General features: G+C 65.2%; 18 protein-coding genes, 1 tRNA gene and 1 pseudogene. 8 read left to right on the top strand and 12 right to left on the bottom strand.

What is annotated here, in order from left to right; translation table 11 throughout:
- Positions 1-71 precede the first annotated feature (71 nt).
- Genes ttcA through rpmH form a run of 4 tightly spaced genes read right to left on the bottom strand, consistent with a single transcriptional unit; the run spans position 72 to position 1,838 of the window.
- Positions 72-959: a tRNA 2-thiocytidine(32) synthetase TtcA gene (ttcA, locus tag MXB90_RS08845; protein ID WP_250043737.1), complete on the bottom strand. Its 888-nt coding sequence runs from the start codon at positions 957-959 to the stop codon at positions 72-74.
- Complete coding sequence (gene yidD / locus MXB90_RS08850; protein ID WP_250043739.1) at positions 952-1,194, bottom strand: membrane protein insertion efficiency factor YidD; 243 nt, start codon at positions 1,192-1,194, stop codon at positions 952-954. Before yidD ends, ttcA begins: the two co-directional genes overlap by 8 nt.
- Positions 1,191-1,682, bottom strand: a complete 492-nt coding sequence (gene rnpA, locus MXB90_RS08855) for a ribonuclease P protein component (RefSeq protein WP_250043741.1) — start codon at positions 1,680-1,682, stop codon at positions 1,191-1,193. The genes yidD and rnpA overlap by 4 nt, the downstream gene beginning before the upstream one ends.
- Positions 1,683-1,703: 21 nt before the next feature.
- Positions 1,704-1,838 (bottom strand): 50S ribosomal protein L34, encoded by a 135-nt coding sequence (gene rpmH / locus MXB90_RS08860; RefSeq protein ID WP_073061402.1) that lies wholly within the window; start codon positions 1,836-1,838, stop codon positions 1,704-1,706.
- Positions 1,839-2,076: 238 nt separating this feature from the next.
- Here rpmH and MXB90_RS08865 point away from each other — a divergent pair, with 238 nt between their 5' ends.
- The gene (locus MXB90_RS08865) at positions 2,077-3,480 is read left to right on the top strand and encodes a sensor histidine kinase (RefSeq protein ID WP_250043743.1); all 1,404 of its coding nucleotides are present in this window, start codon (positions 2,077-2,079) and stop codon (positions 3,478-3,480) included.
- A gap of 77 nt (positions 3,481-3,557) precedes the next feature.
- Positions 3,558-3,634 (top strand) — tRNA-Arg (locus tag MXB90_RS08870).
- Positions 3,635-3,833: 199 nt separating this feature from the next.
- On the opposite strand, the gene MXB90_RS08875 is transcribed toward MXB90_RS08870, so the two are convergent.
- Positions 3,834-4,172, bottom strand: a complete 339-nt coding sequence (locus tag MXB90_RS08875; RefSeq protein WP_462982258.1) for a hypothetical protein — start codon at positions 4,170-4,172, stop codon at positions 3,834-3,836.
- Between the two features lie 3 nt (positions 4,173-4,175).
- Here MXB90_RS08875 and MXB90_RS08880 point away from each other — a divergent pair.
- Positions 4,176-4,372, top strand: a pseudogene (locus MXB90_RS08880) (IS3 family transposase); the annotation flags it as partial.
- 7 nt (positions 4,373-4,379) lie between these two features.
- Here MXB90_RS08880 and MXB90_RS08885 read toward each other — a convergent pair.
- On the bottom strand, positions 4,380-5,270 hold the full coding sequence (locus tag MXB90_RS08885) for a universal stress protein (RefSeq protein WP_250043744.1): 891 nt from the start codon (positions 5,268-5,270) through the stop codon (positions 4,380-4,382).
- Between the two features lie 129 nt (positions 5,271-5,399).
- Here MXB90_RS08885 and MXB90_RS08890 point away from each other — a divergent pair, with 129 nt between their 5' ends.
- Genes MXB90_RS08890 through MXB90_RS08900 form a run of 3 tightly spaced genes read left to right on the top strand, consistent with a single transcriptional unit; the run spans position 5,400 to position 9,986 of the window.
- A complete protein-coding gene (locus tag MXB90_RS08890; RefSeq protein WP_250043745.1) occupies positions 5,400-5,630 on the top strand; it encodes a helix-turn-helix domain-containing protein in 231 nt (76 codons plus the stop codon).
- Entirely contained in the window at positions 5,630-7,351 is a 1,722-nt protein-coding gene (locus MXB90_RS08895) for a cation:proton antiporter (protein ID WP_250043746.1), read from the top strand. The genes MXB90_RS08890 and MXB90_RS08895 overlap by 1 nt, the downstream gene beginning before the upstream one ends.
- Positions 7,352-7,385: 34 nt before the next feature.
- Positions 7,386-9,986 (top strand): cation-transporting P-type ATPase, encoded by a 2,601-nt coding sequence (locus MXB90_RS08900; protein ID WP_250043747.1) that lies wholly within the window; start codon positions 7,386-7,388, stop codon positions 9,984-9,986.
- A gap of 84 nt (positions 9,987-10,070) precedes the next feature.
- Here MXB90_RS08900 and MXB90_RS08905 read toward each other — a convergent pair whose 3' ends face one another.
- The 5 genes from MXB90_RS08905 to MXB90_RS08925 all read right to left on the bottom strand — a co-directional run bounded on the left by MXB90_RS08905 (position 10,071) and on the right by MXB90_RS08925 (position 15,142).
- A complete protein-coding gene (locus MXB90_RS08905; RefSeq protein WP_250043748.1) occupies positions 10,071-10,565 on the bottom strand; it encodes a DUF2478 domain-containing protein in 495 nt (164 codons plus the stop codon).
- Positions 10,562-11,053, bottom strand: coding sequence for a cyclic pyranopterin monophosphate synthase MoaC (gene moaC / locus MXB90_RS08910; protein WP_250043749.1), 492 nt, complete (start codon positions 11,051-11,053; stop codon positions 10,562-10,564). The genes MXB90_RS08905 and moaC overlap by 4 nt, the downstream gene beginning before the upstream one ends.
- A gap of 1 nt (position 11,054) precedes the next feature.
- The gene (gene moaD / locus MXB90_RS08915) at positions 11,055-11,300 is read right to left on the bottom strand and encodes a molybdopterin converting factor subunit 1 (protein WP_250043916.1); all 246 of its coding nucleotides are present in this window, start codon (positions 11,298-11,300) and stop codon (positions 11,055-11,057) included.
- 11 nt (positions 11,301-11,311) lie between these two features.
- Positions 11,312-12,301, bottom strand: coding sequence for a GTP 3',8-cyclase MoaA (moaA, locus tag MXB90_RS08920; protein WP_250043751.1), 990 nt, complete (start codon positions 12,299-12,301; stop codon positions 11,312-11,314).
- A gap of 159 nt (positions 12,302-12,460) precedes the next feature.
- The gene (locus MXB90_RS08925; RefSeq protein ID WP_250043754.1) at positions 12,461-15,142 is read right to left on the bottom strand and encodes a molybdopterin-dependent oxidoreductase; all 2,682 of its coding nucleotides are present in this window, start codon (positions 15,140-15,142) and stop codon (positions 12,461-12,463) included.
- A 113-nt stretch (positions 15,143-15,255) separates the two neighbouring features.
- On the opposite strand from MXB90_RS08925, the gene MXB90_RS08930 reads away from it, so the two are divergent.
- On the top strand, positions 15,256-15,957 hold the full coding sequence (locus MXB90_RS08930; RefSeq protein ID WP_250043755.1) for a response regulator: 702 nt from the start codon (positions 15,256-15,258) through the stop codon (positions 15,955-15,957).
- Here MXB90_RS08930 and MXB90_RS08935 read toward each other — a convergent pair.
- The gene (locus MXB90_RS08935; RefSeq protein WP_250043757.1) at positions 15,930-18,725 is read right to left on the bottom strand and encodes an ATP-binding protein; all 2,796 of its coding nucleotides are present in this window, start codon (positions 18,723-18,725) and stop codon (positions 15,930-15,932) included. The genes MXB90_RS08930 and MXB90_RS08935 overlap by 28 nt on opposite strands.
- Here MXB90_RS08935 and torT point away from each other — a divergent pair.
- The gene (gene torT / locus MXB90_RS08940; RefSeq protein WP_250043759.1) at positions 18,724-19,710 is read left to right on the top strand and encodes a TMAO reductase system periplasmic protein TorT; all 987 of its coding nucleotides are present in this window, start codon (positions 18,724-18,726) and stop codon (positions 19,708-19,710) included. The genes MXB90_RS08935 and torT overlap by 2 nt on opposite strands.
- Positions 19,711-19,759: the final 49 nt, after the last annotated feature.

Below are 19,759 nucleotides of genomic sequence, written 5' to 3' on the forward strand. Positions count from 1 at the left end.
GCCCCCGGCACCGCTTTCCCGGGGCACACGCCCCTATCCCGGCAGGCTAGGGCGCAATGGTCAGCAGCCGGTTAATCCGACTGCCGCAGTTTCGGAGGGTTTATCTTAAATTCTTCGGATTCCGCCGGCGTGCCGCCCCGCATCAACCCCGCGAAATCGAACAGCGACGGATCCAGAAGGTGCGAGGGCCGCGCGTTCATCAACGCGCGGAACATGACCTGCCGACGGCCGGGGCTGCGCGCCTCCCACCCGTCCAGGATCTGCTTGACCTGCTGGCGCTGCAACCCGTCCTGGGATCCGCACAGATCGCAGGGGATGATCGGGTAATTCATCGCCCGGGCGAATTTCTCGCAATCGGCCTCGGCCACAAAGGCCAGCGGGCGGTAGACAAACAGATCGCCCTCCTCGTTCAACAGCTTGGGCGGCATGGTTGCCAGCCGCCCGCCGTGGAACAGGTTCATGAAGAAGGTTTCCAGAATGTCGTCGCGGTGGTGGCCCAGGACCACGGCGGAACACCCCTCTTCGCGCGCGATTCGATACAGGTTGCCCCGGCGCAGGCGCGAACACAGGCTGCAATAGGTGCGGCCCCGCGGGATCTTGTCCACGACGATGGAATAGGTGTCCTGATATTCGATCCGGTGCGGAACGCCCATCTTTTCGAGGAATTCGGGTAGAACCGTCGCCGGAAAGCCGGGCTGGCCCTGATCGAGGTTGCAGGCCAGAAGTTCAACCGGCAGCAGCCCGCGCCACTGCAATTCGTGCAGCACAGCCAGCAGGGTGTAGCTGTCTTTGCCGCCCGACAGGCAGACCAGCCATTTCGCGCCGCGTTCGATCATGCCGTAAGTCTCGATCGCCTCGCGGGTTTCGCGCACGATGCGCTTGCGCAGCTTCTTGAACTCGGTCGAGGAAGGCGCGCCCGCGAACAGCGGGTGGATCGGTTCGGCGTCATCATCAAGCATCGGGATCATCCTTCGCGGGCGGGACCGGATCATAGCCATGGCCGCCCCAGGGGTGGCAGCGGCAGATGCGGCGGGCAGTCAGGTAGCCACCCTTCAGCGCGCCGTGTTTTTCCAGCGCCTCTAGCGCATAGGCCGAACAGGTGGGCTGATATCGGCAGCCATGGCCGACCCAGGGGCTGAGCAGCAACCGATAGGCCCGCACCGGCAGGGCCAGAAGGTGGGCCAGCGGGCTCATCCGCGCCCCCGTCTGGGGCCTTTCGGGGGGACAGGCTCGGGTCGGGGTTTGCGGGGCTTGTCGGAATGCACTTCGGTCAGGGCGCGGCGCAGATCGTCCAGCATCGCGGCAAAGTCGCGCTCGGCAGTGGCGCCGGGACGGCCGACCAGCACATAATCCCAGCCGGGTCGACCGGCACCCGGCAGAACCAGGCGAGCCACCTCACGCAGGCGGCGCTTGGCGCGGTTGCGCGCAACCGCATTGCCGACCTTTTTCGAACAGGTGAACCCAACGCGGATCAGGTCCGGCGCAACAGGCTCATCTGGTTTGCGGGGGCGGGCTTGCAGCAGAAAACCCGGCGCGCCTTGCCGCCGGGCCGAAGCCGCACGCAGAAAATCGGCGCGCTGGCGCAGAACCTCAACTCGGGGCGACGCGCAAACGGAAACCGCCGGTGCGCTTCCCGCGCCCCGGCCTTGCGGGCCAGTCACGGGAACCTCCGGCGGTGTCATGCCTTGCGGGCCGTTCCTGCCTTACGCCGAAAGAACCTTGCGGCCCTTGGCGCGGCGGGCGTTCAGCACACGGCGGCCACCCTTGGTCGCCATGCGGGCGCGGAAGCCGTGGCGGCGGGCGCGAACAAGGTTCGACGGCTGAAAAGTGCGTTTCATCGCGATCACTCCGGTTCGGGCGCCCAAACCGCAAGGATTCGAGAGCCTCTGTCATTCGAAGCCCGGTCTTTAGTCGGGCTTGGGTTCCAAGTCAATTCGCCCGCGCGGATTTTCTTCGCAGGCTTTTGCCGGTGCGGCAAGGCACCTATTTATTCGGCGAAGGGTTTGGTATTTCCTGAAAATGCGGCGGCGGGACGGCGGGCATGTGGCCCGCGATCCGGTTGCGAATGGGTGAGGCATGGCGCTGAACACACTCTCTGGTCGTTTCCTGATGCTGACGAGCGTCTTCGTCATGCTGGCCGAAGTGCTGATTCTTCTGCCCTCGCTTGGCAACTTTCGTGAGGATTACCTGCTGACGCGCCTAGAACGCGCGCAGATTGCCTCGCTTGCCCTGTTGACGACGGATGAGCTGATCGACCCCGACCTGGAATCGGAACTGCTGGAAAACGCCGGCGTGTTCAACGTGGTTCTGCGCCGCGATGCGATGCGCCAGCTGGTGTTGTCCTCGCCCATTCCCGAGGCGGTTGCGGCAACCTATGATCTGCGCGACGGATCCGCGCTGGGACGGATGCGCGATGCGCTGGTGCTTCTGGGCAATCCGGCCAATCAGGTGATCCGGGTGATCGGCGATCCGGTCCGGCAAGGCGGCCTTGTGATCGAGGTCACGATGGAAACCGCGCCGATGCGGGCCGCGATGATCGAATATGGGATGCGGTTGCTGGTGCTGTCTGCGGTGATCTCGGTGCTGACCGCGCTGTTGCTGTTCCTGGCGGTGCGCCGGTTGATGGTTACGCCGATCAAGCGCGTGGTGGCGCATATGGCCGCCTATGCCGAAGCCCCAGAAGATGCCCGCCGGATCATCGCACCACAGGCCCGGATCACCGAACTGCGCGTGGCCGAAGACGCGCTGGCCTCGATGCAGCGCGACCTGACGGCGGCGCTGCGCCAAAAGGAAAGGCTGGCGCAACTGGGTCAGGCGGTTGCAAAAATCAGCCATGATCTGCGCAACATCCTGACGACCGCACAGCTGTTTGCCGACCGGATGGAGGAAAGCGACGACCCGGCGGTGAAGCGGTCGGCCCCGAAGCTGGTCAATTCGATCTCGCGCGCGGTGAACCTGTGCGAAACGACGCTGACCTTCGGTCGCGCGGAAGAGCCGCCACCGGCACTGTCACGTTTCATGCTGGCAGGTCTGGCCGCCGAGGTGATCGAAGGCGAAACCCTTTCGGCCAATGCCGCAGGGGTGGATTTCGTCACCGACATCGCGCCGAATCTGGTGATCCGGGCGGATCGCGAACAACTTTACCGCGTCCTGTCCAACCTGGTGCGAAACGCCCGTCAGGCGATCGAGGCGACGGGGCGGCCCGGCACCATTGAGATCGGCGCCGGCGAAGAGGAAAGCGGCTGGTGGATTCGGGTCGGCGACACCGGCCCCGGCCTGCCCGAGCGCGCGCGCGAACATCTGTTCCAGCCCTTTGCCGGGGGTACGCGCAAGGGCGGCACGGGCCTTGGCCTTGCCATCGCCGCCGAACTGGTGCGCGGCCACGGCGGCCGCCTGGACTTGGTGCGCACCGATTCCGAGGGCACCGAATTCATGCTGCACCTGCCAAAGGATCTTGTCCTGGACAGCACCGCAGCCTGAGCTGCGCGCATTTCTAACATTTTCCGAATTTTGCCCTTGCAAACCCCCGACACCAGGTCTAAATCCCGCCCCACAGTGGACCCGTAGCTCAGCTGGATAGAGCACCAGACTACGAATCTGGGGGTCGGGCGTTCGAATCGCTCCGGGTCCGCCATTTCCCCAAGATAATTCAGAAAAAACCAATCGGTTGATGGGCGTATCGTCAAACCGCTTGGACAGGTTTGTCAGTCTCTGCTCCGGTTTCGATCCGGTCGAGCGTGTCAACGACCCGTTACGCCAGGTCACTCCTGCCCGCTTCAATCGTGCAACAAGACAGCTCTGCCAGCGGCCAGTGACCGCTGATCGCCATGATGTCATGCGGCGTGCAGCCCGTGCGGCGACAGCCCATCGGGCAACCCGGCCTCAACTGCCATCGCGCGGAATCCGTTCATGAATCCTGCAGGAACGAAAGGCTCGCCGTTCGAAACGACAAGGAAGGCTAGGTTGTCGAGCGCAAGACGGTCGATCAGCGCCTTCAACTCGGGGTGCAGCAGGATATGCACGTCCCGACCCGTCTTCTGTTGAACGACGCCCAGAACGCCGGGACATGTGTAGCAGAAGATCACGCGCGGTGCGGTGCTGGCGCCGCACCCCATGGCCGCAGTCACATGCGCATGCCGCAGTAGTGCGCGAAGGCGAGGAAGCAGGATCATCTCAGGCTCAGCGTCCGGCGGCTCATGAAGCAGATGCGTTTGGTGCCGGTCCACCAGGAACCGACAAGATTTATCCATACCTGCTCAGGGACTTGGCGATCACCCGGCCCAACCTAGTGTGGTGCACCGACATCACCTGTATCCGCATGCATCGCGGATTTCTTTACCAGGTTGCCGTCATGGCCGCCATCACCCGGAAGCGGCCAGCTACCCCTGCGTCTGACGGGGCGCATCCGCCTCGGGCGCTGTGGGTGGCAGGGCCAGAACATCCACCGCCGAGGCAGCCAAGACCTTTTCGGTGACACTGCCCAGGACCATCCGCGCCAGCCCGCTTTTGCCATGGCTTGCGAGGACGATCAGATCGGCGTTCAGCGCTTCGGCCGCCCTGTGGATTTCATGCACCGTTGTCGTCGCGCCGTAACGGACCACCGGTTCCGCCTGCATGAAGGCAAGGTCGGCCATGAAGCGTGCCAGATTGCGCCGCGCTTCGCTCTGCTGGTCTGCCAGATGGCTGTCACGGTCATCCTTGGGCATCGACCCAGACATCGCCAGCCGAAGGGCCGGGACGTCGAAGACATGCAGGATCGACCGGCGCGCATCCTGCCCCAGCCCCAGCGCGGCAAAGCGATGCAGCGCGCGTTTTGCGCCATCCGAAAGATCGGTGGTCAGCAGGATATGCCGCCACGGCGCGACCGGCGGACCGTTGACCATCAGCACCGGGCAATCCACCGACCGGATCACCCGCTCGGCCGTCGTGCCCAGAAAGGCATCCTTAAGGATCTGCCGCCGGTGTGGCCCGATCACCAGCAGATCGGGCTTGCGGTTTTCCGCCGCCTGCACGATCCCCGAAAAGGGATCGGCCAGGACGATTTCCATTTCGCAGTCAATGCCATCGGCAGCGCGCAACGACTGCGACAGCTCGCGCATCAGCGTGCGCGCATCCACTGCCTCATGATCGACGATCCGGCGGGGGCGGTCGTCATCGACGACATGCACAAGGTCCAGAACCGCCCCATGCGCGCGCGCCAGCAGAACGGCACGGCGTAGCGCCCTGTCCGACCGTTCGGAAAAATCCGTCGCCAACATGATACGCTGCATGGTTTCCCCCCATCTACCCGTGTCCACGTGATTTAATCCGGCCTTGACGTCGGATGGATTGATCGAGGTCAAACATGATGAAGAATTCTTCACTATACTACATCAAAATACCATTTACTTGGGTGTCCGATGGCGAACGAACAATATCAGACCGTGAAGGACGTGGCCGGGCGCCTGAAGGTCGCCGAGGCGACGGTGCGCCACTGGATCAAGCAGGGTGAACTGCGCGCCATCGACATCGGCAAGGGCTGGCGCATCGCCGAGGCCGATCTGGACCGCTTTTTGCAACGCCACGAAACCGCCCCCCGCGCACCAGGCGGGGCAGTGCGGGGGGCTGCGGGTCAGGAGGAAGTCACGTGATGATGCCAATGTCCCCTTTTGCCGAAGTCGCCATTCTTCTGGTCATGGCCGCAGGTATCGGGCTGATCGGCACGCTGCTGCGCCAGCCCCTGATCGTCAGCTTCATTGCCGTGGGCCTGATCGCGGGTCCATCGGCGCTGGATGTCGTGCATTCGGACGAACAGATCGACCTGTTGTCGGAACTTGGCATCGCGGTTTTGTTGTTTCTGGTGGGGATCAAGCTGGATGTGAAGCTGATCCGTTCGTTGGGTGCGGTGTCGGTGCTGACGGGGCTTGGGCAGGTCGCCTTCACCGCCTTCTTCGGCTATCTGATCGGGCTTGCGCTGGGGCTGGGCCATGTCACCAGCCTGTATGTCGCCGTGGCGCTGACCTTTTCGTCCACCATCATCATCGTCAAGCTGTTGTCCGACAAGCGTGAGATCGACGCGCTGCATGGCCAGATCGCCCTTGGCTTTCTGATCGTGCAGGATCTGGTCGTGGTGCTGGCGATGATCGTCCTGTCGGCGATCGGCATCGGCGCGCCGGGCGAAGGTGGCGGGCATGGCGGCGGATCGGTTCTGATGGTGCTGGCCTCGGGCGTGGCGCTGGTGGGGGCGGTGGTGCTGTTTGTGCGCTATGCCGCCGATCCGCTGACCGAAAGGTTGGCCCGCGCGCCGGAACTTCTGGTGATCTTCTCCATCGCGCTGGCCGCGATGTTTGCCGCGGTGGGCGACGCGGTGGGCCTGGGCAAAGAGGTGGGGGGCCTGATGGCCGGCGTGGCGCTGGCCTCAACCGCGTATCGCGAAACGATCGCGGCGCGGCTTGCCCCCCTGCGCGATTTCCTTTTGCTGTTCTTCTTCATCGCGCTTGGCGCCACGCTGGATCTGTCGCTTCTGGGCGCGCATGTGACCGGGGCGGTGATCTTTTCGGCCTTCGTGCTGATCGGTAACCCGTTGATCGTGCTGGCCATCATGGGGGCCATGGGCTATCGCAAGCGCACCGGCTTTCTGGCCGGGCTGACGGTGGCGCAGATCAGCGAATTTTCCCTGATCTTCGTTGCCATGGGCGTCAGCCTTGGTCATGTGGCCGATGATGCGCTGGGGCTGGTGACGATGGTCGGTCTGGTGACGATCGCGGCCTCGACCTACATGATCAGCTATTCGCACCACCTTTACGCCTTGTTCGAGCCTGTTCTGGGTATTTTCGAACGCAAGGGCACCCCGCGTGAGCCGTCCGAAACCGGCGCCCATCAGGGCCGGGCCTATCGGGTCATCATCTTCGGGCTGGGCCGTTTTGGCACGGCCATCGGCATGCGGCTGAAAAAGCGCGGGATCACGGTGCTGGGGGTGGATTTCAACCCCGAGGCGGTGAAACGTTGGCGCGAACTGGGCCTTGAGGCGAATTTCGGCGATGCGACCGACCCGGAATTCGTGGCCGAACTGCCGTTGCGCGGCGCGCAATGGGTGGTCTCGACCGTGCCGATCCATCCCACGGGGCTTAGCCACGAAGATGCCCGCCGGACCCTGATTCAGCTGGCCCGGACGGCGGGGTTTGCGGGCCGCATTGCCGCCGCCTCGCACAGCGCCGCCGATACCGAAGTGCTTTTCGGATCGGGCGCGGATCTGGTGCTGGAACCGTTCCAGGATGCCGCTGACCGGTCGGTTGAGCTGCTCTGTGGCGCGGCCGAGGAAGAACGCACCGAAATCCCCGAAATCGCCGCCGAGGGTCGCGAACCCGCCTGACCGCCATCCCCGGCCGATCCTAAAGGAGAGCCCTATGACCGATGCCCATGCCCGCCCCGCCGCCGAATGCCTGGCCGATCTGGACGCCCGTCCCGATGGCCTGACCGGGGCCGAGGCAGACCGGCGTCTGTCCCAGCATGGTCCGAACCGCCTGCCCGAAGCCCATGCACGCGGCCCCGTGCTGCGCTTTGTGGCGCAATTCAACAATGTGCTGATCTATGTGCTGCTGGGCGCGGCGCTGGTCACCGGCGCCCTGCAGCACTGGATCGACACCGGGGTCATTCTGGCGGTGGTGCTGGCCAATGCGGTGATCGGCTTCATCCAGGAGGGCAAGGCCGAAACCGCGATGGCAGCGATCCGCAACATGCTGGCCCCGCGCGCGACCGTTCTGCGCGACGGGCGACGCCAAAGCGTCGAGGGCGCGGCGATCGTGCCCGGCGACATCGTCTTGCTGGAGGCGGGCGACAAGGTGCCCGCCGATCTGCGCGTTCTGGAAGCACGCGGCCTGGCCGCGCAAGAGGCGATCCTGACGGGCGAATCCGTCCCGGTGGAAAAGGGCGTGGCCCCCGTCAGTGCGGATGCCCCGCTTGGCGACCGTCGGTCGATGCTTTGGTCGGGGACACTGGTCACCAAGGGAACGGCGCGGGGGCTGGTCGTGGCCACCGGCCGCGCCACCGAAATCGGGCGCATCGGCGGGCTTCTGGCGGGCGTCGAACAGCTCACCACCCCGCTGATCGCGCAGATGGATCATTTTGCGCGCTGGCTGTCGTTCCTGATCCTGCTGGCCGGGGGGCTGCTGCTGGCCTGGGGCTATTTCGTCGGCCATCAGGATTTCTCGGACCTGTTCATGACGGTGGTGGCCATCGCGGTCTCGGCCATCCCTGAAGGCTTGCCCGCGGTGATGACCATCACCCTGGCCATCGGTGTGCAGGCCATGGCCAGCCGCCATGCCATCGTGCGCCGCCTGCCCGCGATTGAGGCGATTGGCTCGGTCTCGGTTATCTGCACCGACAAGACCGGCACCCTGACGCGCAACGAAATGGTCGTCGTCGCCGCCGAGACACCGCAGGGCAGCTTCACGGTCACCGGCGAAGGCTATACCCCGCAGGGCGAGGTCACACCCGCCGGCGATCTGACGCGTCTGGCGCGCGCGGCGGCGCGGTGCAACGATGCGGCGCTGGTCGATCGCGGCGGGATCTGGACCGTCGAGGGCGATCCGATGGAAGGCGCGCTGCTGGCCTTTGCGGGCAAGATCGCGCCCCCCGGCGATGGGCCGCGTCTGGATGCCATTCCCTTCGACAGCCGCCACCGTTTCATGGCCGTGCTGACCGAAACGGCGGATGGTCGCTGGACCCATGTCAAGGGCGCGCCCGAACGCGTGCTGCGCATGTGCCGCGATCTTGACCTTGATCACTGGCATGACCGGGCCGAGGCGATGGCCCGGCGTGGCCTGCGGGTGCTTGCGCTGGCCGAACGGGCCGAGGCGGGCACGGACATCGCCGAAGACACGCTTGACGGCAGCCTGACCTTTCTGGGCCTTGTCGGGCTGATCGACCCACCCCGCCCCGAGGCGATTGCCGCCGTGGCCGAATGCCGCGCCGCTGGCATCCGGGTAAAGATGATCACCGGCGATCATGCGGGCACTGCCGCCGCCATTGCCGCGCAGATCGGGCTGGAAAACACCCGCGCCGTTCTGACCGGCGCCGATCTGGACAAGCTGGATGACGCGCAGCTTGCGCTGGAGGTGACATCGGTCGACATCTTTGCCCGCACCAGCCCCGAGGACAAGCTGCGCCTTGTGACCGCGATGCAGGCCAATGGCCTGTCGGTTGCGATGACCGGCGATGGCGTGAACGACGCGCCCGCGCTGAAACGGGCCGATGCGGGTATCGCCATGGGGCTGAAAGGGTCCGAAGCGGCCAAGGAGGCGGCCGATCTGGTGCTGGCGGATGACAATTTCGCCTCGATCGCGGCGGCGGTGCGCGAAGGCCGGACGGTCTATGACAACCTCAAGAAGGTCATCAGCTGGACCCTACCCACCAATGCGGGCGAAAGCTTTGTCATCATCGTCGCGCTGATGGCGGGGATGGCGCTGCCGATGTCGGCGGTGCAGATCCTGTGGGTCAATCTGATCACCGGTATCACCCTTGGCATCGCCTTGGCCTTTGAGCCGACCGAGGCCGGCACCATGCGCCGCCCGCCGCGCCCGCGCGATGCGCCGATCCTGTCGGGCGGGCTGGTCTGGCATGTGGTTCTGGTGGCGCTGTTGTTCCTTGCAGCGGTGTTCGGCATGTTCAGCTATGCCATCGACAGGGGCTATCCGCTTGCGCTGGCGCAGACGATGGCGATGAACACCTTGGTCGTTCTGGAAATCTTCCACCTGTTTTTTATCCGCAACATCCACGGCACCTCGCTGACATGGGCGGCGGTGCGCGGGACGAAGGTGGTCTGGACGGTGGTGATCGCCGTCACGGCCGCGCAATTCGCGGTGACCTATCTGCCGCCCTTGCAGACGATTTTGGGCACCCGGCCCGTTCCCTTGGGCGATGGCGTACTGATCGTTGCAATCGGCGTCGCCTTCTTTGCGATCATCGAGATCGAAAAGCAGATCCGACTGGGGCTGAGACGGCGTTGATCGCCGTTGCCCCGGGTCACGCGCGGGCCCCTCAGCGGCCCCACCGGACCACAGGGTCGGGTGGGACCGTCTGGTCCGGGACCATCAGCGCGCCTTGACCCAGCGGACAATCTCGGCCGGGTCGGGCGGCAGGGCCTGGGCAAGACCGCCGGAAAATTCCTGGAAGGCCGGCAGGTTCAGCGCATTCACCCCGACCAGAACCGGCATCCCGCGATCCAGCGCCTCGGCGATCAGGGCGGACAGGCCGCGGCCTTCCGTTTCGCGTTTCCCGAACTTGTTGACGATCAGCAGATCGGCCCCGTCCAGGCGCTGTTCCACCTGTTGCACGGTCTGTTCCAGCGCGCCGGAATCAAGCCGGCATCCGCGGGCAAGATCGCCCCGGTCCTCGCTGATGCGGATCACCGGACCATCGGGCAGGATACGCAGGTCCATGTCGCATTTTGTCCGCCCCGGCCGGCTTGGGTTGGTCTGGACGGTGCCGCACAGGCGCAGGCCCTCGGCGGAAAGAAATTCGGCGGCCTGGGCAATCAACGCATCCGTGCGCCCGCGGCCTTGCAGGCTGACATAGCCAAGTTTCATCGCGCGGCCCCCGACCCTGTTGCAACATAGCGGCCCGATTTCCCGCCCTCTTTCAGCGTAAGATGGACCCCTTCGATCCGCATTCCCTTTTCGGCGGCCTTGAGCATGTCATAAATCGTCAGGGCCGCAACCGTGGCGGCGGTCAGGGCCTCCATCTCGACGCCGGTGTTGCCGCGGGTGCGCACCGTGGCGCGGATGCGCACGCCGGGCAAGGCGGTGTCGGGGATGAAATCCACCGAGGCCTGGGTCAACGGCAGGGGATGGCACAGCGGGATCAGATCGGCGGTGCGCTTGGCAGCCATGATCCCCGCCAGCCGCGCAACCCCCAGGACATCGCCCTTGGTGGCCGTGCCCGCCAGCACCAGCGACAGGGTGTCCGGGGCCATCACCACGCAGGCCTCGGCGATGGCAAGGCGGTCGGTGGGCGATTTGTCCGCCACATCGACCATATGCGCGTGCCCTTCGGCATTGAAATGGGTCAGCGTCATGTCAGCCCCCCGTCATCGGCGGAAAAAAGGCCACCTCGCGCACGCCGGCCAGCGGCGCCGTGGGGTCTGCCAGAACCTGATCAAGTGCTACGCGCACCGCCGAGGGGTCGGCAAAGGCTGCGGCGTGGCGATCACTGCGCTGCGCCAGTTCCGCGATCAGTTCGGCCGCGGTGGCGGCGGCGGTTTCAATCCGTTCGCGCGGTTCAGCGATGCGTTCGCGCAGCCAGGCGAAATACAGGACATCCAGACTTTGCATCTTTACCCCCCGGTATGGTTCATCGTCCGGCGCATCGCGCCCGCGACGGTCTGGCGGGAATAGTCGAAGTCATGGCCCGCCGGTTTCAGCCCGATGCCCGCACGGATCGCGGTTTTCAGTGCCGCCGCATCGTCGCTTTCGCGCAGAACGCCGCGTAGATCGCTGGAACCTTCCTGGCCGAGGCAGGTGAACAGTTCACCCGTGCAGCTAAGCCGCACCCGGTTGCAGCTTTCGCAGAAACTATGGCTGAGCGGCGTGATGAAGCCGATCTTCTGGCCGGTTTCCGCCAGCCGGACATAGCGGGCGGGGCCGCCGGTGGTTTCGGCCATATCGGTCAGGCTGTAGCGCATGGCCAGGCGGGCGCGCAGGTCCGACAGCGGCCAGAACTGATCCAGCCGTTCCTCGACCGCGGATTGGCCCATGGGCATCACCTCGATGAAGGTCAGATCGTGGCCTTCGGCACCGCACCAGTCGACCAGCGGGAACAGCTCCTCCTCGGTAAAGCCCTTCAGGGCGACGGTGTTGATCTTGACGCGCAGGCCCGCATCGCGGGCGGCGCGGATCCCTTCCAGCACCGGGGCCAGTTGGCCGCGCCGGGTTAAAGAAGCGAATTTTTCAGGGTTCAGCGTATCCAGCGACACATTCACCCGCCGCACGCCGCAGGCGGCCAGATCGGCGGCATGGCGCGCCAGCTGGCTGCCATTGGTGGTCAGCGTCAGTTCGCGCAGCGCGCCGCTGTCCAGGTGCCGCGACAGGCGGCGGAAGAATTGCATGACATCGCGGCGCACCAGCGGCTCACCGCCGGTGACGCGCAGCTTGGTCACGCCCAGGTCGATGAAGGCAGAACAGAGCCGATCCAGCTCTTCCAGGCTCAGCAAATCGCGCCGGGGCAGGAACTGCATCTTTTCCGCCATGCAATAGGTGCAGCGGAAATCGCAGCGGTCGGTAACCGAGACGCGCAGATAGCCGACCTTGCGGCAAAAACGGTCCATCAGCGGGCCACAGGCGGGCCGATGGGGCCCGGTTTCAAAACTGCCTTGGTTCTGGATCATCTTGCGTCTTTCTGTGCTGGCGCGCGGGCCCGAAGGGACAGGGCCCGCGCGCAAGGCTGGCAGCCGGGGAAAAGGCCGGCTGCCATCCAGGGGTAGGGATCAGTTCACCGCGTCCGATGCGTTCTTCATCAGGAAGTCGGAGACCAGTGCCATTTCGGCCTCATCCAGACCTGCGCGCGGGAACATCGAAGGCAGGATGCCTTTCCACTGCATCTGCGTGAAGCCGCCCGGATCGCGCGGGCCGTGGCAGACGGTGCAGCGTTCGTAGAAGATCTTCTCGCCCGGCTCCATGCTGGCGTAAAGCGAGGCGACCAGGTCATAGATCCGGTCAAGTCCCAGCTTTTCGTCATCCACGGCGCCGATTTCGACATCTTCCAGGATCGGCGGCTTGTCATAGGCCATGTTCGGGCCTTCGGGGTCTTCGCATTTGCGCAGGCTGATCAGGCAGGTGTTGGCCGTGGTCGCCTGGCTAAGCCCCGAGGACCGCTGCGTTGAGGTCAGGAAGTTCACCAGACCCGAGTTGCAGCGCCCCTTGCTGTCCAGTTGCGGCCAGCCCCCTTCATAGATCGAGACGACGCCCGGCATGATGTCATCGGACACCACCGCCCCTGCGATCACCGTGCCGCGATCATTGTACAGCTCGACCAGATCGCCATCGGCAATCCCGCGCGCTTCGGCATCCTGACGGTTGATCCGCACCGGCTCGCGGCCCTGCACCATGTACAGATCGCGCAGCCGTTCCGAATTGCCCATCTGGCTGTGCAGGCGGAACCACGGGTGGGGGCTGACCACATGCAACTGACCTTCCTTGGCATTGCCCAGGTATTCGTGCGGCTCAAGCCAGACCGGCATGCCGGGCATGTCCTCAATCCCCATTTCGGCGATGGTGTCGCAGAACATCTCGATCTTGCCCGACCGGGTGTGCAGCGGCGTGGCCTCGGGGTCGGTGTAGAAATCGCCGTGGCGCACCCACTGCCGGGCCTCTTGCGGGGCTTTTTGCCAAGCATAGCCCTTTTCCCAGAATTCTTCGAACGGCGTATCCTGCGCCGCAGAGGTGCGGCCGTAGGCGAATTTCAGGATGTCCATATATTCGGGGAATTGGTCCCATTCGTAATAGGCCGAGGCCACGCCCAGAAGATCGGCCAGCGCGCCAAAGATCTCGAAATCGTCGCGGCTTTCGCCGACTGGCTCGATCACCTTCTTCATCGCATAGATGCGGTCGTTGGAATAGGTGCCGCCGACCGAGATGTCATCGCGTTCCAGCGTGGAGGCCGCGGGCAGCACGATATCGGCCCAGCGGGTTGCTGCCGTCCACCACACGTCCTGGCTGACGATGGTTTCCACCTTCTGCAACGCGCGGATCAGCCGGTTGGTATCCTGCTGGTGCGACATGAAGTTGTTGCCGGAATTGTAGATCATCTTGACGTCCGGATAGACGCCCTTGTTGCCGTTATAGGTGAACTCCATGCCGGGGTTTTCCAGCATTTCGGTGATGCGCGAGGCCGGGCAGATGCCCTTGACCAGGTTCTTGCCCTGGCTAAGACCCGCAGGCGTGGCCTTGCCCGATTGCGGCATGCCGCCGTTGCCGTAATGCCAGCTAAAGCCCACGCCCTCGCCCGGCTTGCCGATCTTGCCGGTCAGCGCGGCAAAGTTGACGATGGCCCAGTGGGTCAGTTCGCCGTGATGCGCACGCTGCAGCGACCACGCGCCCGCGATCTCGGTTTTCGAGGTGGCCAGCAGCTCGGCCAGTTCGCGGATCTTGTCAGCCGGGATTCCGGTGATCTTTTCGGCCCATTCCGGCGTTTTCGGCGTGCCGTCGGTGTCGCCATTGACATAGGCGATCCACTTGTCGGACCCGACGGTGTATTTTTCCATATAGGCGCGGTCTTCCAGGCCCTTTTCCAGCACGTGGAAGGCCATCGCGTTGAACAGGGCGACGTCGGTGTTGGGGACGATCTTCACCCATTCCGAACCAAAGAATTCATCCGAGGCCGTTTTCTGCGGGTTGATCGAGATGAACTTGCAGCCGTTGTCGCGGATCTGTTCCCAGGGCTGATACATGCCGTGGTCAGCCACGGTATATTCCACGCGGTTGTTCTTGATCGGGTCGCAGCCGACCAGAACGAACACCTCGGTATTGTCGCGGATGACTTCCCAGGCGGTCTGGGCGGAGTAAACCTCCATGTCGCCGATGACATGGGGCAGGCTGATCTGGCTTGCGCCGGCCGACCAGTCGCCCTGCGTGTTGGTGCAACCGCCGATCAGGTTGAACAGGCGACCCTGCAGCACGTTGGGGCGCATCAGGCCGGCATGGCTCCAGCCGCCGTAGGACGACGAAAAGATCGCTTGGTTGCCGTGCTCTGCGACGGTATCCACGATCGCCTTCGCGGTCAGTTTCAGCGCGGTGTCCCAATCGACGCGGACATATTCTTCCTTGCCGCGAAGTTCGGACTTGGTGTCGCCGGTTTCCCAGCCTTCCAGATAGGATTTGCGGACCATCGGATAGTTGATCCGGGTCTTGTCATAGGTGCGGTCCAGCACACCGAAACTGAGCATCTCGGTCGGGCGCTGATCCAGTTCCATCATCGGCGACAGGCCGACCAGCTTGCCATCGCGCACGACGGCCTCGAACGGGCCGTAGTGGGTGGCGTGAAAGATGCGGCCTGTATGCGAATTGGGGTCGATCGCGGCCAGCGCGGTGCTGCCCATCAGGCTTCCGACGCCAAAAGCGGCGACGCCGCCCTGCAAAAAGGCGCGGCGGGTTGGGTTGGTAAACGACATCGTGGCCTCCGTAAGCTGCGCGTTCGAAGCTGTTTACCAATTTGGACGGGGGCGCCCGTTGATGTCGCGCAATTTGCATTGTGAGAAGATGTAAAGCTTTGTAAGAACGATCCATGCGCCATCACATCCTGATCGTCGAAGATGACAGGGTCAGCCGGATGCGGCTGGCAGCGCATCTGCGCGCGCTGGGCTATCGCGTGTCCGAGGCGGCCGATGCCGCAACGATGGAACATCTGATAGAGGATGATCCGCCCGAGCTTTTGCTGGTGGACATCAATCTGGAAGGCAAGGATGGCCTGACCATCACCCGCGAACAGCGCGCGCGATCCAAGGTCGGGATCATCCTGCTGACCTCGCGCAGCGACCAGGTCGACAAGATCGTTGGGCTGGAAATGGGCGCGGACGATTATGTGACCAAGCCCTATGATCCACGCGAACTGGCCGCCCGGGTCAAGAACCTGCTGGCCCGGATCGCCGATCTGGGTGGCCCGCCCCAGGGGCCCGGCCCCACCGACGCCATCGGCCCCTGGCGGCTGGACCGCATCCGGCGGCGGTTGGTGTCGCCTGTCGGGGCCGAGCCGCTCAGCCCGCAGGAATTTCAGGTTCTGGTGGCGCTGGCCGATCATCCCGGGCTGACGCTGGGGCGCGCGCGCATGGCCGAACTGATCGGGCGCGGCGATCTGCGCCCCAATGACCGGATGATCGATGTGATCGTCGGCAGGTTGCGCAAGAAGATCGAACAAGACCCGGCCAATCCCGACTGGATCCTGACGATCCACGGCGAAGGTTACCGGCTGGTTCCGTCAGACAGCTGAAGTCCAAGCGCGCGGGCGGCCCTGCGCAACTGCGCTTCGGCGGTGCGGGCCGTCTCACCAATCTCTGCGGGCAGATCGTCGGGCGCAGTCTCAACCGCGGCAAGAAGGTCGCACAGGGGTGTCAGGGCGAAATTCGCCGCCGCCCCCTTCAGCTTGTGCGCCGCGCGCGCGCGGGCGGTGCCGGTTTCGGCCTGCAGCCCGGTCAGGGCCGCGGGCAGGTCGTCAAGGAAGATCTGCACGATCTCGGTCACGGTGGCTTCGCCCAGCGCCTGCAGATCCGCGCGCAGGGCGGCAAGGGTCGGATCATCCTGTGCTATGGCGGGGTCTTCGGGCATGGGGGGCGCGGTCGGGGTTTCCCCGGCGGGCGCGATCGTGTGCAGCAGTGCCATCAGGGCGCGGGGCGATACCGGCTTGGCCAGGATTGCCTGCATCCCAAGCCGCGCGCGTTCGGCCGGGGTATCGGCGATCAGATGCGCGGTCAGCGCCGCCAGCGTGGGCGGATCGGGCAGGCGCGCCAGCCCCGCCGCAACCTCGGTGCCCGGCATGTCGGGCAGGTCCAGGTCGATCAGCGCCAGATCGAACCGCGCCGCTGTGGCCAGCCGCAGGCCGGTGCTGCCATCCTCGGCCTCGGTGACCGTGCACCCGAGCTTTTCCAGCAATCCGCGCGCCACCATCCGGTTCACCGGATGATCCTCGATCACCAGCACGGAAAGGTCGAACTGGGCGCTGGGCGCCCCGGTGGGTTCCGCCGCGATCTGGCCCGGATCGCCGATCCCAAGCGGCACCGTCAGCGTGAACCGCGACCCAAGCCCCGGTTCCGTTTCCACATGCAGCCCGCCGCCCATCGCCTCGGTCAGCTGGCGCGAGATGGCCAGACCCAGGCCCACCCCCTCGGTGCCGGCGCGCCGCGCCGCATCCGACCGGTTATAGACATCGAAGGCCCGCGCCAGGGTGTCCCGATCCAGCCCCATGCCGGTATCGCTTACGCTGAAGCTCAGGACGGCTGAACCCGACTCGGGGCCGGGCGCGTGATCCACCACAAGCGAAACGCTGCCCCGGGCCGTGTATTTCACCGCATTCGAGATCAGGTTGGTCAGCACCTGCCGAATCTTGACGACATCGCCCAGCAACACCGGCGGCGCGTCTTGCGGCAGATCGATCACGGTTTCCAGTCCCTTGGCCTGGCCCAGGCCTTGCAGCTGCTGGCCCAGCTGGCCGATCAGCGCGCGCAGGTCGAAATGCACCGCATTACGGCGGGCGGCGGGTTCCTGGGCGGCGGTGAAGGTCAGGATGTCATTGGTGATTTCCAGCAGATCACGCGCCGCGGTCAGCGCGACCGATATCCGCCGCTGCCCGCTGGCCGGGGCGGTCTCCTGGTGCAACAGTTCCAGCATGCCGATGATCCCGTTCAGGGGGGTTCGGATCTCATGGCTCATGCGGGCCAGGAACTGGGTCTGTTTGCGGTTCGCCTCTTCCGCCTCGATGCGCGCGGCATCCGAGGCCTGCATTTCGCGCAGCACATCGGTCGTGCGGGTCAGGACCGCCTCTTCCAGATGGTCCCGCAGGCGGGCGGCCTCGGCGGCGCGGCGGCGCAGGATGTTGATCGCCTTTTCCATCCGGCCGATTTCGTCATGGCCGCTGATCGGGACGCGGGTTGCAAAATCGCCCTCGGCCACGGCGACGATGCGTTCCGCCACCGTGCCAAGCCGTTTCACCAGCCGCTTACGGGCATAGATCCACAGCAGGCTTGCCGCCATCAATGCCGCCGAGATGAAGACAACCAGCGCCGCGGTCAGGCGCGATACGAACAGATCCGCGCGCGCAATATCGGCCAGGCTTTCGGACTGGGCCGCATCGCGCAGCGATTCCGCCGCCGTTGAAAGCGTCGCGACATGGTCGCGCAGGCGGTCTTCATCCGCGGCAAGGGCGGCGCGCAGCTGTTCAAGGCGCAGCCGCTGATCCAGCGCCCCGCCGGGCTGTGCGGTTTCGCCGAACCGGCCCAGCAGATCGATGACCTCGCGCCGCGCCGACAGGACCGGCAGGTATTGCGCCCGGCGCAAGGCCAGATCATGGGCATTTGCGATGAAGGCGCGGCGCTGCGCGATCTCTTCGGCGGTGACGGGGTCTGCCACACGCAAGGCCTGCAAGCGCAGCGCGTCGACCATGCGCACCAGTTCGGCCAGCCGGTCGAAGGCGAAGAAATACCTGTCCGCCAGGGCATCGATGCGCGGGTCGGGCGGGGTCTGCGGGGCCTGATACAGCGCCGATAGCCCAGCCGTCACCCGCAACCGCGCCAGATCGACCTGGGCCGAGATGATGTCTTCCAGCCGCGCGCCAGCCGCGTCGACCCGCTGTTGCCCGGCAATCAGATCGCGGCGCAGCGCCGTGGCGTCGGCGGCCGTCGCAACCATCCGCGCAAGGATCGCTGCCGGTGCCTCGTTCCCCACGGGCGCACCCTGTGTCCCGGCCAGCTGGGCAAGCCCCGTCTCGATTTCCGCGATCAACGTGGCCAGCGTCTTGGCGATCCGGGCGGTTTCGGCATCGGTTTCGGCGCGCGCCAGCCCGTCGATCAGGGGTGCCATCAATCCGGATTGCGTGCCGATCTGCGCGGCCAATTCCCTTGCCGGAAGGTTTCGGTCTATGATCTCGTCATGGGTGCGGATCAGATACCAGTTCACCGTGATCGCCGCTGCGCCCACCATCACGGTCAGGGCAACCAGTATGGCGAAAACCGATAGAAGCTGGGTATCGAAACGGGCCTTGCGCATGTGCCAGTGTTACGGGCGCGCGCTTGCGCGATCAATCGCCCTTGTGGCGGGGATCGCCACACTTTGGGCCGGGGCCGCGGCAGGGGCCGAGACGCGCCTGTGTGTTTTGGTTCCCCATTTCAAGGATGAATACTGGCTAAGCGTTGGCTACGGGCTGGAAGAAGAGGCCCGGCGTCATGGCGTGGACCTGATGTTCTTTGAGGCGGGCGGCTATCGCGCGCTGCAGACCCAGATCGCGCAGCTTGAAGGCTGCCTTGATCGCGGGGCGGATGCGGTGTTGATCGGGGCTGTCAGTTCGGATCACCCTGCGCTTCTGGCTGCGGTTTCACAGGCCGCGGTCCAGCGCCCGGTGTTCGGGCTGGTCAATGCCCTTGACGCCCCCGATCTGGCCGGGCGCGTCGGGGTGGATTGGGCCGATATGGGGCGCGCGGTCGGCCGCTATCTGGCCGAACGTCACCCTTTGGGCACGGCGCCCCGGCAGGCGGTGCTGATTTCGGGCCCGGCCGAGGCGGGCTGGACTGGCCCGCTTGAAACTGGCCTGCGCGATGAACTGGCGCAAAGCGCGGTCCGGATCGTGGGGGTGCTGGGCGCGGATACCGGCCTGCGCGAACAGCTGCGGCTGGTCGAAGACGCGCTTGATCGCTGGCCCGGGGCGGATTTCCTGATCGGGTCGGCGCCTGCGATCGAGGCGGCGATGGGCCATCTTGCCCAACCGGTGCAGCATGCGACGCCCCGACCGGGCCTTGTGGCCACCTACAGCAGCCATACCATCAAACGCGGCCTGATCGGCGGGCAGGTTCTGGCCGCGCCTTTTGATGACCCGATGGAACAAGGCCGGCTGGCCGTGCGCCAGGCGATCGGCCTGATCGCGGTTGCCCATCCCGATCAGGCGCTTGGCCCCGAAATCCGCCTTTTGCAGCCCGGGTCGGATGGGTTGCCACAGATGAACCTGTCCCCGCCCGAATACTTCCCGATGATCGAATAGGCCCGCCCCGCGCAAACGAAAGGCCGCGACGCAAGCCGCGGCCTTTTTA

The organism is Phaeovulum molybdatiresistens (assembly GCF_023544865.1).
Classification (GTDB): Bacteria; Pseudomonadota; Alphaproteobacteria; order Rhodobacterales; family Rhodobacteraceae; genus Pontitalea.

Coding starts and splice junctions, on each gene's coding strand:
- MXB90_RS08935 (WP_250043757.1), bottom strand. CDS start 18,725: ATGCGCAAGGCCCGTTTCGATACCCAGCTTCTATCGGTTTTCGCCATA.
- yidD (WP_250043739.1), bottom strand. CDS start 1,194: ATGAGCCCGCTGGCCCACCTTCTGGCCCTGCCGGTGCGGGCCTATCGG.
- MXB90_RS08895 (WP_250043746.1), top strand. CDS start 5,630: ATGATGCCAATGTCCCCTTTTGCCGAAGTCGCCATTCTTCTGGTCATG.
- moaA (WP_250043751.1), bottom strand. CDS start 12,301: ATGGACCGTTTTTGCCGCAAGGTCGGCTATCTGCGCGTCTCGGTTACC.
- MXB90_RS08865 (WP_250043743.1), top strand. CDS start 2,077: ATGGCGCTGAACACACTCTCTGGTCGTTTCCTGATGCTGACGAGCGTC.
- MXB90_RS08905 (WP_250043748.1), bottom strand. CDS start 10,565: ATGAAACTTGGCTATGTCAGCCTGCAAGGCCGCGGGCGCACGGATGCG.
- moaC (WP_250043749.1), bottom strand. CDS start 11,053: ATGACGCTGACCCATTTCAATGCCGAAGGGCACGCGCATATGGTCGAT.
- MXB90_RS08885 (WP_250043744.1), bottom strand. CDS start 5,270: ATGCAGCGTATCATGTTGGCGACGGATTTTTCCGAACGGTCGGACAGG.
- rnpA (WP_250043741.1), bottom strand. CDS start 1,682: ATGACACCGCCGGAGGTTCCCGTGACTGGCCCGCAAGGCCGGGGCGCG.
- MXB90_RS08890 (WP_250043745.1), top strand. CDS start 5,400: ATGGCGAACGAACAATATCAGACCGTGAAGGACGTGGCCGGGCGCCTG.
- MXB90_RS08875 (WP_462982258.1), bottom strand. CDS start 4,172: ATGATCCTGCTTCCTCGCCTTCGCGCACTACTGCGGCATGCGCATGTG.
- MXB90_RS08925 (WP_250043754.1), bottom strand. CDS start 15,142: ATGTCGTTTACCAACCCAACCCGCCGCGCCTTTTTGCAGGGCGGCGTC.
- ttcA (WP_250043737.1), bottom strand. CDS start 959: ATGCTTGATGATGACGCCGAACCGATCCACCCGCTGTTCGCGGGCGCG.
- rpmH (WP_073061402.1), bottom strand. CDS start 1,838: ATGAAACGCACTTTTCAGCCGTCGAACCTTGTTCGCGCCCGCCGCCAC.
- torT (WP_250043759.1), top strand. CDS start 18,724: ATGTGCCAGTGTTACGGGCGCGCGCTTGCGCGATCAATCGCCCTTGTG.
- MXB90_RS08900 (WP_250043747.1), top strand. CDS start 7,386: ATGACCGATGCCCATGCCCGCCCCGCCGCCGAATGCCTGGCCGATCTG.
- MXB90_RS08930 (WP_250043755.1), top strand. CDS start 15,256: ATGCGCCATCACATCCTGATCGTCGAAGATGACAGGGTCAGCCGGATG.